This window comes from Corynebacterium sp. CTNIH16, from assembly GCF_032821655.1.
Taxonomy (GTDB): domain Bacteria; phylum Actinomycetota; class Actinomycetes; order Mycobacteriales; family Mycobacteriaceae; genus Corynebacterium; species Corynebacterium marquesiae.
The window spans coordinates 361,345-377,924 of the sequence record NZ_JAVBIG010000001.1 but is presented as its reverse complement, the minus strand read 5'-3'; the positions used below and the strand labels follow the sequence as shown (position 1 = coordinate 377,924).

Annotated in this window: 13 protein-coding genes, 1 tRNA gene and 1 other RNA gene; 9 read left to right on the top strand and 6 right to left on the bottom strand. The window is 60.5% G+C overall.

Features of this window, described 5'->3' with window-relative positions:
- Positions 1–37: 37 nt before the first annotated feature.
- Positions 38–2,785, bottom strand: coding sequence for a pyruvate dehydrogenase (acetyl-transferring), homodimeric type (aceE, locus tag RAE04_RS01810; RefSeq protein ID WP_317026229.1), 2,748 nt, complete (start codon positions 2,783–2,785; stop codon positions 38–40).
- Positions 2,786–3,122: 337 nt separating this feature from the next.
- Here aceE and RAE04_RS01805 point away from each other — a divergent pair, with 337 nt between their 5' ends.
- Together RAE04_RS01805 and RAE04_RS01800 are read left to right on the top strand one after the other, a co-directional pair.
- Positions 3,123–3,521 (top strand): DUF3052 domain-containing protein, encoded by a 399-nt coding sequence (locus RAE04_RS01805; protein WP_005324380.1) that lies wholly within the window; start codon positions 3,123–3,125, stop codon positions 3,519–3,521.
- Positions 3,522–3,589: 68 nt separating this feature from the next.
- Positions 3,590–3,662: transfer RNA gene (locus RAE04_RS01800), tRNA-Val, on the top strand.
- A gap of 208 nt (positions 3,663–3,870) precedes the next feature.
- On the opposite strand, the gene RAE04_RS01795 is transcribed toward RAE04_RS01800, so the two are convergent.
- Both RAE04_RS01795 and RAE04_RS01790 read right to left on the bottom strand, forming a co-directional pair.
- Positions 3,871–4,851, bottom strand: coding sequence for an SURF1 family protein (locus RAE04_RS01795; protein ID WP_317026228.1), 981 nt, complete (start codon positions 4,849–4,851; stop codon positions 3,871–3,873).
- A gap of 10 nt (positions 4,852–4,861) precedes the next feature.
- The gene (locus RAE04_RS01790; RefSeq protein ID WP_317026227.1) at positions 4,862–5,353 is read right to left on the bottom strand and encodes a low molecular weight protein-tyrosine-phosphatase; all 492 of its coding nucleotides are present in this window, start codon (positions 5,351–5,353) and stop codon (positions 4,862–4,864) included.
- Between the two features lie 95 nt (positions 5,354–5,448).
- On the opposite strand from RAE04_RS01790, the gene RAE04_RS01785 reads away from it, so the two are divergent.
- The 5 genes from RAE04_RS01785 to RAE04_RS01765 all read left to right on the top strand — a co-directional run bounded on the left by RAE04_RS01785 (position 5,449) and on the right by RAE04_RS01765 (position 10,318).
- Complete coding sequence (locus RAE04_RS01785; RefSeq protein ID WP_317026226.1) at positions 5,449–6,588, top strand: Nif3-like dinuclear metal center hexameric protein; 1,140 nt, start codon at positions 5,449–5,451, stop codon at positions 6,586–6,588.
- Positions 6,589–7,305 carry a zinc ribbon domain-containing protein gene (locus tag RAE04_RS01780; RefSeq protein WP_317026225.1) on the top strand — a complete coding sequence of 239 codons (717 nt, stop codon included), beginning with the start codon at positions 6,589–6,591 and terminating at the stop codon, positions 7,303–7,305. It abuts the gene before it with no gap.
- Positions 7,305–8,435, top strand: coding sequence for a bifunctional RNase H/acid phosphatase (locus tag RAE04_RS01775; RefSeq protein ID WP_317026224.1), 1,131 nt, complete (start codon positions 7,305–7,307; stop codon positions 8,433–8,435). Before RAE04_RS01780 ends, RAE04_RS01775 begins: the two co-directional genes overlap by 1 nt.
- 15 nt (positions 8,436–8,450) lie before the next feature.
- Positions 8,451–8,898: RNase P RNA component class A (gene rnpB / locus RAE04_RS01770), an RNA gene on the top strand.
- A gap of 25 nt (positions 8,899–8,923) precedes the next feature.
- Positions 8,924–10,318 (top strand): ribonuclease catalytic domain-containing protein, encoded by a 1,395-nt coding sequence (locus RAE04_RS01765; RefSeq protein ID WP_317026223.1) that lies wholly within the window; start codon positions 8,924–8,926, stop codon positions 10,316–10,318.
- A 12-nt stretch (positions 10,319–10,330) separates the two neighbouring features.
- Here the strand turns inward: RAE04_RS01765 and RAE04_RS01760 are convergent, their stop codons facing one another.
- Positions 10,331–11,605 (bottom strand): galactokinase family protein, encoded by a 1,275-nt coding sequence (locus tag RAE04_RS01760; RefSeq protein WP_317026222.1) that lies wholly within the window; start codon positions 11,603–11,605, stop codon positions 10,331–10,333.
- 259 nt (positions 11,606–11,864) lie between these two features.
- Here RAE04_RS01760 and RAE04_RS01755 point away from each other — a divergent pair, with 259 nt between their 5' ends.
- Positions 11,865–12,053: a hypothetical protein gene (locus RAE04_RS01755; protein WP_317026221.1), complete on the top strand. Its 189-nt coding sequence runs from the start codon at positions 11,865–11,867 to the stop codon at positions 12,051–12,053.
- Between the two features lie 59 nt (positions 12,054–12,112).
- On the opposite strand, the gene RAE04_RS01750 is transcribed toward RAE04_RS01755, so the two are convergent.
- Both RAE04_RS01750 and RAE04_RS01745 read right to left on the bottom strand, forming a co-directional pair.
- A complete protein-coding gene (locus tag RAE04_RS01750; protein WP_317026220.1) occupies positions 12,113–13,849 on the bottom strand; it encodes a CYTH and CHAD domain-containing protein in 1,737 nt (578 codons plus the stop codon).
- Between the two features lie 135 nt (positions 13,850–13,984).
- Entirely contained in the window at positions 13,985–15,043 is a 1,059-nt protein-coding gene (locus tag RAE04_RS01745) for a DUF2786 domain-containing protein (RefSeq protein WP_317026219.1), read from the bottom strand.
- Positions 15,044–15,235: 192 nt separating this feature from the next.
- Here RAE04_RS01745 and RAE04_RS01740 point away from each other — a divergent pair, with 192 nt between their 5' ends.
- Positions 15,236–16,573, top strand: coding sequence for a glutamine synthetase family protein (locus RAE04_RS01740; protein WP_317026218.1), 1,338 nt, complete (start codon positions 15,236–15,238; stop codon positions 16,571–16,573).
- Positions 16,574–16,580 lie beyond the last annotated feature (7 nt).

Sequence of the window (16,580 nt, the reverse complement as noted above, 5' to 3'; positions counted from 1 at the left end):
CGCAGTGGTGCGGGTCTAGCTCGCGCCACTGCGGGGGTTAGTCCTCGATGTGGGTGGTAGCGGTCGGGTCATCCAGCTTGAAGTCCTTGGCTGCTTTCTCCACTACGGAGCGCTCAATCTTGCCCTCGCGAGCCAGGCCGTCGAGTACGGCGACGACGATGGACTCGGCATCGATGTTGAAGTAGCGGCGTGCGCCTTCGCGAGTATCAGAGAAGCCGAAGCCATCCGCGCCCAAGGTGATGTAGGTACCTGGGACGTATGGGCGGATCTGCTCCTGCAGCTCGGTGGTGAAGTCAGAGACGCCAACGAACGGACCCTCGTAGCCCTTGAGCTGGGAGGTAGCAAATGCCTCGGTCGGCTCCTCGCCCTTGCGCAGGGCCTCCTTATTGCGGCGGGCACCGTCGCGGGCCAGCTCGTTCCAGGAGGTGACGGAGAAAATGGAGGCCTTGACATCGAAGTCGTCGGCAAGCAGCTGCTGCGCGCGCAGCGCCTCGTGCACGCCCACGCCGGAAGCCAAGATATTGGCAGCAATGGAGCCGCCCTCAGCGGTGTTGAAGTGGTAGATGCCCTTGTGCAGGCCTTCCACGTCCAGGTCCTCCGGCTCGGCCGGCTGGTGCACCGGCTCGTTGTAGACGGTGAGGTAGTACATGATGGCCTCATTGTCCTCGCCGTACATGCGCTCAATGCCGCGGGTGACCAAGTGGGCAACCTCGTAGCCAAAGGCCGGGTCATAGGAAACTACAGCCGGGTTGGTAGCGGCCAGGACAGGGGAGTGGCCGTCCATGTGCTGCAGGCCCTCACCGGTCAGGGTGGTGCGGCCGGCGGTAGCGCCGATAATGAAGCCGCGGCCCATCTGGTCACCAGCTGCCCAGAAGGCATCGCCGGTGCGCTGGAAGCCAAACATCGAGTAGAAGATGTACAGCGGAATCATGGCTTCGCCCTGGGTGGCGTAGGACGTAGCTGCCGCGGTGAAGGAGGCGGCGGCACCGGCCTCAGAAATGCCCTCGTGCATGATCTGGCCGTCGGTGGCCTCGCGGTAAGAAAGCATCAAGTCGTGGTCAACCGGCACGTAGTTCTGGCCGCGTGGGTTCCAGATCTTCATGGTGGGGAACCAGGAGTCCATACCAAAGGTGCGGGCCTCGTCCGGAATGATTGGCACAACGCGCTTGCCCAGCTCCTTGTTGCGCATGATCTCCTTAAAGGTGCGCACCAAGGCCATGGTGGTAGCTACTTCCTGCTTGCCAGAACCCTTGCGCACGGAGCGCAGTTTATCCAGTGCCGGCGCCTCAAGCGGGGTGAAGTCCTCACGGCGCTCCGGCAGGAAGCCACCGAGCTCTTTACGACGCTCCAGCATGTACTTGATCTCCGGGGAATCCTTGCCCGGGTGGTAGTACGGCGGCAGGTACGGATCCTTTTCCAGCTCCGCATCGGAGAATGGAATCTCCTGCTTATCGCGGAAGCGCTTCAGGTCATCCAGGGTCAGCTTCTTCATCTGGTGGGTAGCGTTGCGGCCCTCGAAGTTGTGGCCCAGACCGTAGCCCTTAATAGTGTGGGCCAGGATGACGGTTGGCTTGCCGGTGCCCTTGTTCTCCAGCGCGCGGGCGTAGGCGGCGTAGACCTTGCGGTAATCGTGGCCGCCGCGGCGCAGCGCCCAAATCTCATCATCGGACATGTCTTCTACCAGCTTGGCCGTGCGCTCATCGCGGCCGAAGAAGTGCTCGCGCACATAGGCTCCATCGTTCGCCTTGAAGGTCTGGTAGTCACCATCGGAGGTGGTGTTCATGACGTTGACCAGGGCACCCTCGGTGTCCTTTTCCAGCAGCTTATCCCAGCCGCGGCCCCAAATAACCTTGATGACCTCCCAGCCGGCGCCGCGGAAGAAGGACTCCAGCTCCTGGATGATCTGGGTATTGCCGCGGACCGGGCCGTCAAGGCGCTGCAGGTTGCAGTTGACCACGAAGGTGAGGTTATCCAGCTCGTAGAGGGATGCAATCTGCAGCAGGCCGCGGGATTCTGGCTCGTCCATCTCGCCATCGCCCAAGAAAGCCCATACGTGCTGCTTGGAGGTGTCCTTGATACCGCGGGTCTCCAGGTACTTATTAAAGCGTGCCTGGTAGATAGCGTTAATCGGGCCCAAGCCCATGGACACGGTGGGGAATTCCCAGAACCATGGCATCAGGCGCGGGTGCGGGTAGGAGGGCAGGCCCTCGCCCTCACCGCGGGAGACCTCTTGGCGGAAGCTGTCCAGATCCTTTTCAGTCAGGCGGCCTTCCATGTATGCGCGGGCGTACATGCCTGGGGAAGCGTGGCCCTGGAAAAAGACCTGGTCGCCGCCCGAAGGATCTTCCTTGCCCTTGAAGAAGTGGTTCAGGCCGACCTCATACAGCGGGGCAGCGCCTGCGTAGGTGGAGATGTGTCCGCCCACGCCAATGCCTGGGCGCTGTGCGCGGTGCACCATGATGGCTGCGTTCCAGCGGATCCAGCGGCGGTAGCGCTTTTCCAGCTCCTCATCACCTGGGAACTCCGGCTCCATGGTGGTGGGGATGGTGTTGACGAAGTCCGTAGACGTCAGCGATGGCATCTCAACGCGCTTCGCAGTGGCGCGCTCGAGCAGGCGCAGCATTAAGTAGCGTGCGCGCTCCGGATCGGAGTGGTCCAGCAGACCATCGAGGGAGTCCATCCACTCGCGGGTCTCTTCTGGATCATTATCGTGAAGATACGATGCAACGCCGTCGCGGATGAGGGGGAAGTTGGAGTCGCCCTGGTGGGCGTCCTTCTCGGCCATTTAAACCTCCTATTTAAGGGTCTGCACAGTTTGCTTACTAGGATACGCGCTCACAGATCCACAGTCGTTGTGAAGTCCGACTTAAGGGTACGTGCGGTACGTTACATCGCTATAACCAGTATCTTTGCAAAGTTCGGTGGGGTAAAAGAGGGTAGTTTGCTAACTCTGTGGATTCGGTTGCGGCAGCGGTAGGGCCTGCAAAATGGGGGAATTGTGGCCCTTAGGCGGGTAAAAGGGTCCGGCGGGCGTTAAAATACTTCTATTAAGCCGCGATTTACCCGCAGGATGTGGGCGATACGCGGACCAGACATTCACTAAATTAGGAAGGAAATGCATAGTGGCTGACGCTGCAGTCAAGCTCGGAATCAAGGAAGGGCAAATCGCCCTGGAGCTTGGTTGGGACGAGGATTGCGATACCGCGATCTCTGAATCGATCGAGGCCGTGCTCGGCGATGACTTCTTGGAAGAAGAAAATGACGAGCTGTGCGATGTAGTTCTTCTTTGGTGGCGCGAAGAAGATGGCGACCTTGTGGATGGACTGGTGGACGCGAGCCGCCCGCTGGCCGATAACGGCGCAGTCTGGCTGCTCACCCCGGGTGCCGGCAAGCCGGGAACCGTTGAGCCTGGGCTCATCTCCGAGTCCGCTCAGCTGGCAGGTCTAGTGCAGACCAAGGCGGAGCGCCTAGGCGAGTGGCAAGGCTCGTGCTTGGTGCAGCGCGGCTACACCAAGAAGTAGGGCTTTACCTGCCGATTTGTGTTGCTTTAGCAACCTGCGCTACTGTTTCTTACAGCGCAAGAGCGCATGCGGCTTTAGCTCAGCTGGAAGAGCAATTGGTTTACACCCAATAGGTCGGGGGTTCGATCCCCTCAGGCCGCACAAGACAGGCCGTCTCTCGGATTCGTTTCTGGGAGGCGGTCATTTTTGCGTTGGTGGGCTTAGCCGGCTGGCAGGGTTGAGGGGGGCAAGGCCTCGAGAGCCAACTTGTGGCCACGTTATGCCCCAAGAGGAGAGGGCATAACGCATTAACGTGGCTGTTTCGTGGGGACTATGCGGATGCTCAAGCCACTGCCTAGGCAGAGAGGGGTTAGTAGCGCTCGCGGCGGCGCTTGTTCAACTTGGCGTAGTGATCCGGCTTGGAGTCGCCGTAGCGTGAGCGATTGCGGCGGCTGGCGGCATGCGAGGAGGACGCGGCGGGTACGGCTGTGGCGGTATCGGTGGCGTCGTCAGTGGCCGCGCGGGCGTCGTGCCGGGAGGTTGCAGGGGACGGGGTTTCTACGGGTGCGGAGCCGGCAGTGGAGGCATCGGCGTCGAGGGCGGCGAGGGCCTCTTCCTCCTCGCGCAGGCGGCGGCGCTCACGGATTTCGGACCATACGAAGTAGCCCAAGCCCAGCGGGGCCATGATGCCGAAGGCAATCCACTGGTAGCCGTAGGAGAGGTGGTTGCCGCGGTCGAGCTGCGGGATCGGCATGGGGTTGAGCACGCCGGGCTGGTCGGCGGAGAGTTGGATGTAGTCGTGGGCCAAGGGGGCGTCGATAAGCGAGGCAATCTGCTCCGTATGGATGGAGTAGACCTGCTGGTAGCCCTCCTGCTTAATGGGGGCGGACTGGTGCTCGGCCTCGTCGGCGCGGATCATGCCGGTCAAAGTCGTTTCGCCAGAAGGGGCAGGGGGAATATCTGGCACAGCGTTGGCCTCGCCGGCCTTGACCCAGCCGCGGTTAACCAGGATGGTCAGGCCGGAATCGGTGCGGAAGGGAACCAGAGATTGGTAGGACGGACCGGAATCGACCGGGCGCAGGCGCAGCAGCACCTCATCCTGCGGCAGGTACTGGCCGTGCAGGGTGGCACGGGACCACTCATCGTCCTTGATGGCGCCGTTGCCATCCACGAGGTCTTCCACCGGCTGGGGGTCAGCCTCATAGGCGCGGGTGATGAGCTCGTTGCGTTCCACAATGTCATCGTCCTTGCCCAGCTGCCACGGGGCAAGGACGGTAAAAGCAAGGTAGGAAAATGCCACGACGAAAAGTAGCAGTAGAACCCAACCCGGCTTAAGGAACGTCTTTAGCATGGGGCCTAGTTTAGTCGCGGTTAGCGCGAATCCAATCCAGCAGGCCAGGCACGGCGGCCTCGATATTCTTGCGCGTGGTTTCAAAATCCCCTGCGGAACCGTAATAGGGGTCTGCCACGTCCGCGTCCTCCGGGGAGCTGGGGTCGAAGCTGCGCATCAGGCGAATCTTGTCGGGGCTGATGCCGTGCTCAATGAGGGCCGCGCAGTGGCCCTTGTCCATAGCAATGAAGAGATCAGCGTCCATGTGCTCGGTGCCTAGCTTGACCGCGCGGTGGGAACCGCCATCGTGGCCGCCGCGGCGCAGTTCGGCAACTGCGCGTTCGTCCGCGCCCTGGCCTACATGCCAGCCGCCCAGACCGCAGGAATCCACGGTGGCGACGAGGTCTAGCATGTCCTTTTCCATTTCATCGCGCACGATGATTTCTGCCATGGGGGAGCGGCAGATATTTCCGGTGCAGACAAAAACGAGGTAAAGGCCGGAGCGGGTATCGGTCTCGGTCATGCGGAAAACCCCTTCGCGCGAATAGTACTGTGGTGCGGAAGATAGGATATAGCAGTAGCAACTATTCCATGAAACGAGCATAAAGGAGCACCTCCATGTCCGCTGTGAGCGTGGGCGATGTCCGCCGCGTACTCGATGAGGCCTACCCGCCGCACCTGGCGGAAAAGTGGGATGCCGTGGGGCTTATCTGCGGGGATCCGGCCGCGGAGGTAAAGCGGGTGGCTTTCGCTTTGGACTGCACCCAAGCGGTGGCCGAGCGCGCAGTGGAGCTCGGCGCGGACATGCTCGTGGTTCACCACCCGTTGCTGCTGCGCGGGGTGGAGTCCGTGGCGGCCGATACCCCCAAGGGCAAGGTAGTGCACACGTTGGTCAGCAATGGCGTTGCGCTCTTTGCGGCCCACACCAACGCGGATAAGGCGCGGCCGGGCGTAAACGACAAGCTCGCGGAGCTGGTAGGCATCAACCCCGGCCGGCCCATCGTGCCGGAGCCCCAGGGTGTGGATAAGTGGGGCGTGCACGTGCCGGTCGCCGCGGCCGAGGAGGTAAAGCAGGCGCTTTTCGACGCCGGCGCGGGCCACATCGGCGCCTACTCTCACTGCTCCTTCGATATCGCGGGCACGGGCCAATTCCAGCCGGAGGAGGGAGCTGACCCGACCGAAGGCGAGATCGGCGCGCTGCACCGCGGCGAGGAACTCCGTGTCGAGTTCGTCGCCCCAGCCGCACTTCGCTCCTCTTTGCTGCAGGCTCTGCACACCGCCCACCCTTATGAGGTGCCGGCCTATGACATCACGGAAACCGCTGGTCACCAGGACCTAAATAAGGCATTAGGCCTCGGCCGGGTGGGAGAGCTGCCGCAGGAGATGACCCTGCGCGAGTTCACCCAGCAGGTGGCTAATGCCCTGCCGGAGACCGCCTGGGGCATCCGCGCCGCCGGCGATCCGGATCAGAAGGTGCGCACCGTGGCCGTGTCTTCCGGTTCGGGAGATTCTTTCCTCTCCGCGGCCGCGAAGCTAGGCGTGGACGTGTACGTTACCTCGGATCTGCGCCACCACCCGGTGGATGAGCACCTGCGCGCCGGCGGGCCCGCCGTCATCGATACCGCCCACTGGGCCAGCGAATTTCCGTGGACGGCCCAGGCGCGCGATATCGTAGAGAATGCTTTAGAACTGGATACGGAAATTATCAGCCTGCGCACCGACCCGTGGACTATCTCTGCGCACCCAAAGGAGTCATAAGTGAAACTATCGCAAGAACTACAGCCGGTACTGCTGGAGCTGGCCAACCTGGAACGCTCGCAGGGCCATGGCGCAAAGAAGGAAATTCCGGAACAAGCCGAGTATGACAAGGCCAAGGAGGAGCACAAGCGCCTGCTGGATGCCTCCGGTTCTGCGCAGATGGCCGTCGATGACATGGAGACCGAAATCCTGCGCATCCAGGCCGATGAGCGCAAGCTGCGCCAGCGCGAGCGCGATGATAAGCGCCAGCTCGGCGCCGCAGTGGACCCAGAAAACCGCAAGGATCTGGAGCACGACCTCTACGCTGCCAAGTCCCGCATCGCAGATCTCATGAGCGAGCTGCAGGAGGCGCATAACGAGGTGCACGCGCTGCGTTCCAATCTGGATGTCCACGGCGCGCGCGTTTCCGATTCCGAGCGCAAGCTGGAAAAGCTGCGCCGTGCGGCCGAGGCGGCTAAGGAAGCGGCCGCCAATCAAGAAGATCCAGCCGTGCGCATCGGCGAGCTGCGCGATCAACTGCCCGCCGGAGTGCTTAGTGAGTACGATACCCAGCGCGAGGAAAATGGCGTAGGCGCTGCCCAGTTCAAGGCCAACCGCGCCTGCGGCGGCTGCTTCATCGTCTTGCCGCCGGCCGAGCAAAACGCTGTGCGCAATGCCCCGGCCGATGAGCTGCCGCAGTGCGGCGATTGCGGCTCCTACCTGGTGCGCCTGGTCTAATGAAGGTCATCATTTACGCCGATGGCGGCTCCCGCGGCAACCCCGGAGTAGCCGGTTCTGGCACCGTTATCTATGACAGCAGCGGTCAGCGCATCCTGCGCGAAATTGTCTACGTGGTAGGAACCAAGTCCACCAATAACGTTGCTGAGTACAACGGCCTGCTGCGCGGCCTTGAAGCCGCCACTGAGCTGGGCGCTACCGAGGTGGAATTCCACATGGATTCCAAGCTGGTGGTGGAACAGATCAACGGCCGCTGGAAGATCAAGCACCCTGATATGCAGAAGCTGGCCCTGCGCGCCCGCGAATACATCAACGGCTTTTCTTCTTTCAGCCTGGACTGGGTACCGCGCGCCAAAAACAAGGTGGCAGACGCCCTGTCTAATGATGCCATGGATGCCGCGGCCGCCGGGCACCCAGAAGGCATTGTTGCTGGCGAAGAAGACTCCGAGTCAGCCCCAGCCGCAGAGCAGGACACCACCGCGCCGCACCCCACCGATTGGCTGGGGGATCGCGGACCTACCACTCGCTTTATCTTGCTTCGCCACGGGCAGACGGAGATGTCGGCCGCCAAGCAGTACTCCGGCCGCGCCAATCCGGGCCTTACGGAGCTCGGACAAAAGCAGGCGCTTGCTGCTGCCCAAGCGCTTGCCGGCACCGACTTTGATGCCATCGTCTGCTCGCCCCTGCGTCGCTGCCAGGAAACTGCAGCGGCCGTAGCCAATGGCCGCGATATCGCGGTAGAAACCGTCGAAGGCCTCATCGAGGTGGACTTCGGTGCGTGGGAAGGCAAGACCGCAGCCGAGGCCCACCAGCGCGATCCGGAACTCCACGAGGAATGGCTGCACCATGCGAGCGTCGCCTGTCCGGACGGCGAATCGCTGCAAGCGGTCAACCGCCGCGTGCGCACCACCCGCAAGGAGCTACAAGAGCGCTTCGCAGGCAAGACTGTGTTGGTGGTTAGCCACGTCAACCCAATTAAGTCCTTCATCCGCCAGGCGCTCGATGCCGGCCCCGCCACCTTTGGTCATCTCTTCCTCGACCTGGCGGCCATTTCGCGGGTGGAGTTCTGGGAAGGCGGCTCTATGGTGCACGGATTTAACGATGTGGGCCACCTGGCAGGCCTGCGCTAGAATAAGGAACGCGAATGAGCCGGCCGGGTGATCGCGTCGCTTCAAACGGGCAGCCACGTGCTGTCGCGTGGGCGCCGAGGAAAGTCCGGACTCCACAGAGCACGGTGGTTGCTAACGGCAACCCGGGGAAACCCGCGGGCAAGTGCAACAGAAAGTAGACCGCCTTGTGCCTCCATTTGGTTTCGGCCAAATTGGAGCCACAAGGTAAGGGTGAAACGGTGCGTTAAGAGCGCACCAGCACCGTCAGTGATGGCGGTGGCTGGGTAAACCCCACCGGGAGCAAGGCATCACGGCCCCGCCACGTTGCGGGGCCCGATCAGGCGTTTTAAGGCTGCTCGCTCGAGCCTGAAGGTAGCTGCTGGAACCAACTGGCAACGGTTGGTCTAGATGGATGTTCACCGCGCGGTGCTTCCCAGGGAGTGCCGCGATTAGACAGAATCCGGCTTATAGGCCGACTCATTCGCCCTACTACGTTTATGGTGGTGGGCATGAAGCTCTATGCCGCCCCGCTTGATTTCCGCGCCATTGCCGCAGAATTTTCGGTAGCCACCGATTTTCCGGCCGAGGTCACCGACCAGGCCGTCCGCGCGCAGGACCGATACGCCGACTCGCGCCGCGACGCCCGCGAAATTCCCTTCGTGACCCTGGATCCCGCCGGCTCCATGGACTTGGATCAGGCGGTTTACATCGAAGAACGCGAAGGCGGATACCGCGTCTACTATGCCATCGCGGACGTTGCTGCTTTCATTGAGCCCGGCAGCGAGCTGGAGCGCGAATCCTTCCGCCGCGGCCAGACCATCTATCTTCCCGATGAACCCGCGCGCCTGCACCCGCCCGAGCTTTCTGAGGACCGAGCCTCGCTGCTGCCTGGCACCGATAAGCCGGCCGTGTTGTGGACCTTTGACTTGGATGGCAACGGCGAGGTGGACTCCTTCCACGTCGAGCGCGCGCTGATTTACTCCCAGGCCCGCCTGGATTATGAAGGCGCGCATGCGGACCTCGCGGCCGGCAGCCTGCACTCGTCCATTGCATTATTGCCGGAGGTCGGACGATTGCGCCAGGAATCCTCCCTGCGCCGTGCGGCCATTTCCTTGCGCCTGCCCTCCCAGCGGGTGGTGGAAAATGCTGACGGCACCTTTGAGCTTATTATCGAACCGCGCTATGAGGTCATGGACTTTAACTCGGAGATCTCCCTGCTCGCCGGCATGTGCGCTGGGCGCCTCATGCAGGAAGCTGGCGTGGGCTTCTTGCGCACCCTGCCCGCGGCCGAGCCGGAGCATGAGCGCCAATTTCGCGCCGAGGCCCAAGCCCTAGGCTTTGCGCTTGGCGACGCCCCCATTCCCCAATTCCTCCTCACCGTCGACGCCGATTCCCCGCGGGGTATGGCTGTTATGCGTGAGGCCCAAAGCCTCCTGCGCGGGGCCGATTATGCGTGGTTAGGAGAACAGGAGGCGCAGGTACATGCCGGTATTGGTGGCTACTATGCCCACGTCACCGCGCCGCTGCGGCGCTTGTCCGATAGGTTCGCCACTGAGGTCTGCCTAGCCCTATGCGGCGACTACGAGGTTCCCAGCTGGGTGGGGGAGCGCGCCACGGACATCATTGGCGCAATGCGCTCTACTTCGCAGCTTGCCTCCCAGGTGGATAAGGCCTGCCTTAACCTCACTGAGGCCACCGTGCTGCGCCCTTGGCTCGGCACCAATTTCCCGGCCACCGTTGTCAGCGGCGATCCGAAGCGGGACAAAGCTCGGATTTTTGTTCCGGAGCCACCCGTCTTCGCTCAATCTGTAGGCGCGCCAGAAACCGGCAGCGAAACCACCGTCTCGCTGGTGACAGCGGATACCAATTCGCGCGAGGTGCTCTTTGCGTGGCCTGCTGATTAGCCGGAGAGGCTACTAGCTTTCGCCGCGCGCGGCCTCGCCTGGCTGCAACTCGACTACGAGCAGGCCGTCTTCCGCCAAGTCGGCCGCAAAGTTGTGCGCGCTTTTCGCCGGAACGTAGGCAATGACCGCATTTGAAGTCCCCGCGTGTGCCGAACGACCCGCTACGGCGCCGCGGACCGTGACCAGCTCGGCGAGTTTTTCCGCCGAATCCAAGCCGTAGATATTGGCTAGGGAGGACTGTGACTGCAAAACGATGGGGAAGAGCTCCGCGCCGCGGTGCGAGCGCAGGAAGCGGGTGAACTTTTCTACGCGCTCAGTTTCTTCCTCATAAAAGGCCATCCACTCCGTGGCGGCGCTGATACTCGGGCGGCCCTCCTCGCCGTAGACCTTGTGGACGGCTTTGAGCCAATCAAGGACGCGCTGTTGGGCGTCTGGAAGCAAGCGCAGTGAATCGGTGCCAAAGGAATGGCAGGCATCATCAATAAAGCGCTGCCGCTGACGGATATCGGCGATAGCCTTTTCCTCCTGCGCGGAAAAATCTTCCGGCACCGCCACTGCGAAGGCAGCTATCTCGCGGCCTACAAGGTGCGGGGCGTGGGTGACAGAACCATCGGCGTAATCCATGATGCATACGCCCTCACCCGTGCTGCGCAGGGCTGCGCTGTGGCGGGCACGCAAAGGCGGCCGTGCACCAAAGGTAGTAACGGCCTGGGTGCATACATCCGCCACCCGGGCCCTTAGCGGCGCATCCAGGTCCGCATCGGCCCCCATGAGGGCCAGCGCTACCGCGACATCCGCGGCGGCATCTGCACCCAAACCCGCACCTTCCGGAATATCGGAGGCGATGGTGATATCCGCGCCGGCTGTCTCACGAGAGAGCAACTGGCGGTTAATCATCGTGTGGACGATGCCACCCACGCGAGCGGCCAGGCCTCCCTCCGGTGCCGGTGGAATGAGTGGCTGCCCCTCTGCATCCGTGGTGGGTTGTTGCGCTGTTGCCAGCTCTGCGAGCGCTTGCAGGCTAATCGAGTCATGAGCAGTCTCGCCCTGAGATGGGTGGAAATGTACGGCCACCACGCCGTCGGTGCGCGGGCTTACTGCAGCAGCGGTGCGTAGCTTGTCCACGCACATGGCAACAATGCCGCCGAAGTGGTCAATGTGTTCACCAATGAGGGACCACGTTGCCGGCGCGCTGGCGGTATGCGTTGGAGCGCTGCCCGTGAACTCGGTATGTGCTTGGGCGGCGCGCTCGGCTACAGGCTCTGCAGGCGTTGACCACAGTGGCATGGGTGCTAAAGCTCCTTTTCCAGGTTCTGGGACCAGTAGTCTTCGTTGCCCCACACACGCGGTGGTGCGTTTAAAGCAACGAACGCCCGCCACCTATGTGCGCGGTGGCGGGGAATACGACATCGATTCGTATAAAAGAATTGCGCTGCCCCACATTCTAGCGGGCATCGGTGAGACAGCGTAGGTAGTGTGGGCACAAGCCATATCAGCGGCAGCACTTAGCCGGTGCCGCTGATGCAACGACTGAGAGGATAGTTTCATGAGCGATGCAGACCAGAAGTGGTTCTTTGATCCCGCCACTAAGAAAGTCAGCCAAGGCAAGACCTCTGGCTGGGAAAATCGGATGGGCCCGTATGACACCCGCGAAGAGGCAGAAAACGCCATCGAAATCGCCCAGGCCCGCAACGATGCGGCAGATGCCGCAGACAAAGAGGATGACTGGAAGTAAATAACCTCCAGCCATCTTTTTCAACGCCGTGTTTCCCAGTAACTGTCTGGGAAGTGCGGCTACTTTAGTTTCTTACGCAGCGGCTTAAACGCCGCCTTGATGTCCTTGAAAGACTCGGCGTAATCATCTAGCGCCTTTAGCCCGATGGTGCGCTCGCGCTGATAGAGCAGACCGTAGCCAAAGGTATTTTCCCCACGACGGCGAGCGGACTCTGCCAGATCGAGCAGCTTATCGCGCGAAGTCACCGAATCCTGGAAGTCACCGAGCACCGACTGCATCTGCTTGCAGGCCTTGTAGAGGCGCTTGGTCTTGAGGTTGGTGGCAGAACCAGCTGCTTCAGCTGCATAGCGGAGCTTCTTTGCTGCCTTGCGCATATCGTGGAAATAATCCTCGCGCTCGTGCAGGGACAATTCCTGGTTATCCCAGTTCTCCACGGCCTTCTTATGGCGCTTAACCAGCTTTTTATAGGCCTTTTCAAGGTGCTGCGCCATCACGGTATCCATGTCGGCGGACTTGTCCTTGGACTTCTTTTTCTCCGGCTTGTGCTCGGACTTTTCCGCAGCAGGCGCGCTGTCCTCGCTGGATTCGGTAGGGGTAGTGGCGTCCTCTTCCGCAGAGGACTGTTCCTCCGTCTCCTCCGCCTCGCTTGTTGCCGGAACGGACTCCTGCTGCTTATCGGCCGTTGGCGGGTCTGCGAGCAGGCGGTCAAGGGACTCTAGCAGTTCGAGGTAACGTTCGGAATCAAGGGCAGCGATAACGCGACGGTGCGCACGGCGGTAGGCGGTGCCCATATCTTGTGCAATGTGCTCGCGGGTGGAATCGTCCAAGGTGTCAGAATCTTCGGATTCCAACAGCTTCTGCCAGCGCTCTTCCACAACTTCCGCATCGCGAGCAACGCCCAAGATGCCGGCGAGCTCCTTGAGCTCGGCTTCAATTTTTTCGATTTCTGGGCCGACCACAATGCCGTGGAAGGTCTGAAGGTGGCTGCGCAGTTCGCGGGTAGCTACACGCATCTGATGCACCGAATCCCACTCATCGCGGCGCACACGTGGATCATAATCAACCAGCTTGTCGCGGTTAGCTTGCAGCGCGGTGATCACGGCGGCGGCAGGGGAGTCCGAGTCCACGTCCGGCGTTACCAAGGCCGGGGGAAGCGGGGCGTTGGCATAAGAATCACCCAAGGCCGATTTCAGCTTGGATGGGGAAGAAGATACGCGAGCGCCGGCACCGATGAGAAGAGAGGTAGCACGGCGAATGAACTGCGTTCCTTCCTCGGTACCAGGTAGCTCACCCGCGAGCTCTACTTCCCACTCGCGCCACGACTGCTGCTGGCCACCAGGAAGGAAGGAAAAGGCGGTGACGTGGTCATCGCAGAATTCTGCTACCGGCTTATTCTCGGTATCGGCTAGGACCATCTCGGTACGCTTGTTGTCTACCTGAGCAATTGGGGCGAGCTCATTGTGGCGGACAATTGAGCGGACCTGGTGGAGAAGCTCCTCAGGTACTTCGTAGCGGCCATCTACAGGTTCTCCCAGATCGGCGTGGATTTCAGTGCGGCCAGCCTCGCTAGGAATCTTGATATGCCAACCATCATCATTGCCACCGGTGCGGCGGCGGAGGGTGATCTTTGCGTGGGTGAGGCGGAGGTCTTCAGTGTCGTAGTAGATGGCGGATAGTGCGTGGTGGCGCGTGTCCGCGACGTGGTCAACTCCCTCAAGGCGGGTCAGTTCAGGGAGCTGAGTGGACTCGGCTACGGAGAATTTCGCTTCAACTTCGAGAAAAGACTGTGTAGACATTCACGTACCTTCTACTTTCTAGACCTAATCAATCTCATCGGTGATCTTACCTGTAATGACCTCGTTGTGGCGCCATTATTCGCCCCCGTTCGCTAGCAGGGAACGGGGGCGAAGATGTGTATTGAACAGGGGAAATTACCGTGTAATTTCTGGGACTGAACCGAGCCCTGAGGCGTCTCCTCCTAAGTGAGATTTATCGGCAGCGGCAATGCCATCGTTGATGCCGTGCAGACTGTTCATTGATAGTGACATCTCTGTGAGATTGGGGAAGAGACGGTTGCGGGTATCGATGGCGTGATCGGTGCGTGCTTGCAATGCGGGAAGGGTTTGGGTGGCTACAGCCTCTGCATGGTGTGAGCAATACTGAGACTCACGCAGGTTTTCAGCAATTCCGTCCTCATTGGCTTGGGTGAGCAATTCACCGATGCGGGCTGCATAAGACAGACGGAAGCTGCGGCGATAAGCGGCAGTGGAATTGGTAGCGCGGGCGATTTCCGCTCCATCGCCGTTACGCATAAACCAGTCGCATTGGCGGTTGAGGGAGGCAAAAAGGTCGGCGCAATGGGCGGCATCGGCAGGAGCGCCAATCACACAGGCTAGACCTTTGTCATGGATGAGGAGCGTGGTGCATCCATTGGCATCGGAGATGGTGCTGAGCAGGGAAGCCTGGTGCTTGATGTAGGGCGGGTGTATGTGCACGCGATGAGAAATGAGATCGGGGAGCTCGGATGTAAGCAGAGCCTCGATACGATACTTCTGTTGCAGGGACTGCGCTTTAGAAATAAGAACCTCGGCCTCATCTTCAAAACTGGTGGACTCAGCCTTGCGTAGAAGGGCTAGGACCTTTGCACGAATTTTGCGTTGTTTATCGCTAAGGCCGTCTTCTCGCAAGGATTCGCCAGAGGCCAAAAGTTCAGTATCGCGTAACCTAGGCAGATGAATTAGCTCTTTAATAATGGCGCGCAGCTTATCGCGCGGAATGAAATTTTCTTCCGGCGGTGCCATTTGTAGCCAAGCCTTGCGTAAGGCAGGGGAGGTAATCCGTGCCGGCACATGAGGGCTAGCACGGTAGATAATGGGATAGGCGTGTGGGCCTAAGACATGCTCTAAATCCGCCGGTGCCCAACCGTGTTGCGCGGCGGTGATGAGGCGTTCGATTACGTGAGCAGAAAGGTCATTGCAGTGTGAGGTCATAAAACTTAGTCCTTTAACAGGTGTACGTGTGTTCGCTTGCTTCCTCAGCAAAGCATGCGCACCAATTGGCACGTGAAGGAAAAGCCCCCGCTAGATACCCCCTAGATACTCTTGCGACCTGCGCTTTTCTCCCTGGAAAAACTGTCGCATGAACTGTACATCCCTCGGAGGTAAGCCGGTAAGGTCTAAGGCATGAATAGCCAACACGAATTTGTCCTACGAACCGTTGAGGAACGCGATATCCGCTTTATCCGCCTGTGGTTTACGGATATTTTGGGCGCCCTCAAATCCGTGGTTATGAGCCCGTCCGAGCTGGAATCGGCCTTTGAAGAAGGTGTTGGCTTCGATGGTTCTTCCGTGGAAGGGTTCTCCCGTATCTCTGAGTCCGACACCATTGCGCTGCCAGATCCTTCCACCTTCCAGATTCTGCCCTTTGATATGGATGAGCCGGACCTGCAATCGGCCCGCATGTTTTGCGATATCGCCCAGCCGGACGGTCAGCCCTCCATGGTGGACCCGCGTCATATCCTGCGCCGCCAGGTCACTGAGGCCGCCAACGATGGATTTACCTGCATGGCCTCGCCAGAAATCGAGTTCTATCTTTTCGAGCGCGGCCGCGAACTTACAGACTTGGTGCCCACGGACAACGGCGGTTACTTTGATCAAGCAACGCACGATACCGCCCCGCTTTTCCGCAGGAAGGCAATGTTAGCGCTGGAATCGCTGGGAATTGCCACGGAGTTTAGCCACCACGAAACCGCGCCGGGCCAGCAAGAAATTGATCTGCGCCATGCGGACGTGCTCACCATGGCCGATAACATCATGACCTTCCGGCACGTGATCAAGCAGGTGGCCACAAATTCCAAGGTACGCGCCACCTTCATGCCTAAGCCCTTCGAACATTTGCCGGGCTCTGGCATGCACACCCACTTGAGCCTTTTTGAAGGCCAAACCAATGCTTTCCACGATCCGGATGATGAATTCTCTTTGTCCCAGACCGGCCGCCAGTTCATCGCCGGTATCTTGGAGCACTCCACGGAGATGTCCGCGATTGTGAACCAGTGGACCAATTCTTATAAGCGCCTGATGTTCGGCAACGAGGCGCCGGGCGCAGCCACCTGGGGAGTATCGAATCGCTCCGCGTTGGTCCGCGTTCCCACCTACCGGCTTACCAAGGAAGAATCGCGCCGGGTAGAAATCCGCTCCATTGATGCCTCGATGAACCCCTACCTGGGGTATGCGGTGCTACTAGCAGCAGGCCTGCGAGGCATCCGCGAGGGCTACGAGCTCGATGATCCGGCCGAGGACGATGTCCACCAGCTCACCCGTCGCGAGCGCCGGGCAATGGGCTATAAGGATCTACCCACCAGCTTGGATCAGGCCTTGCGAGAATTTGAAAAATCCGAGTTCATGGCAGAAGTCTTGGGCGAGCACGTCTTTGAGTTCTTCCTGCGCTCCAAGTGGGATGAGTGGCACCACTATCAGAGCCAAATCACCACCTTTGAGCTGCGCAATAACCTGAATTTCTAGGAGAATA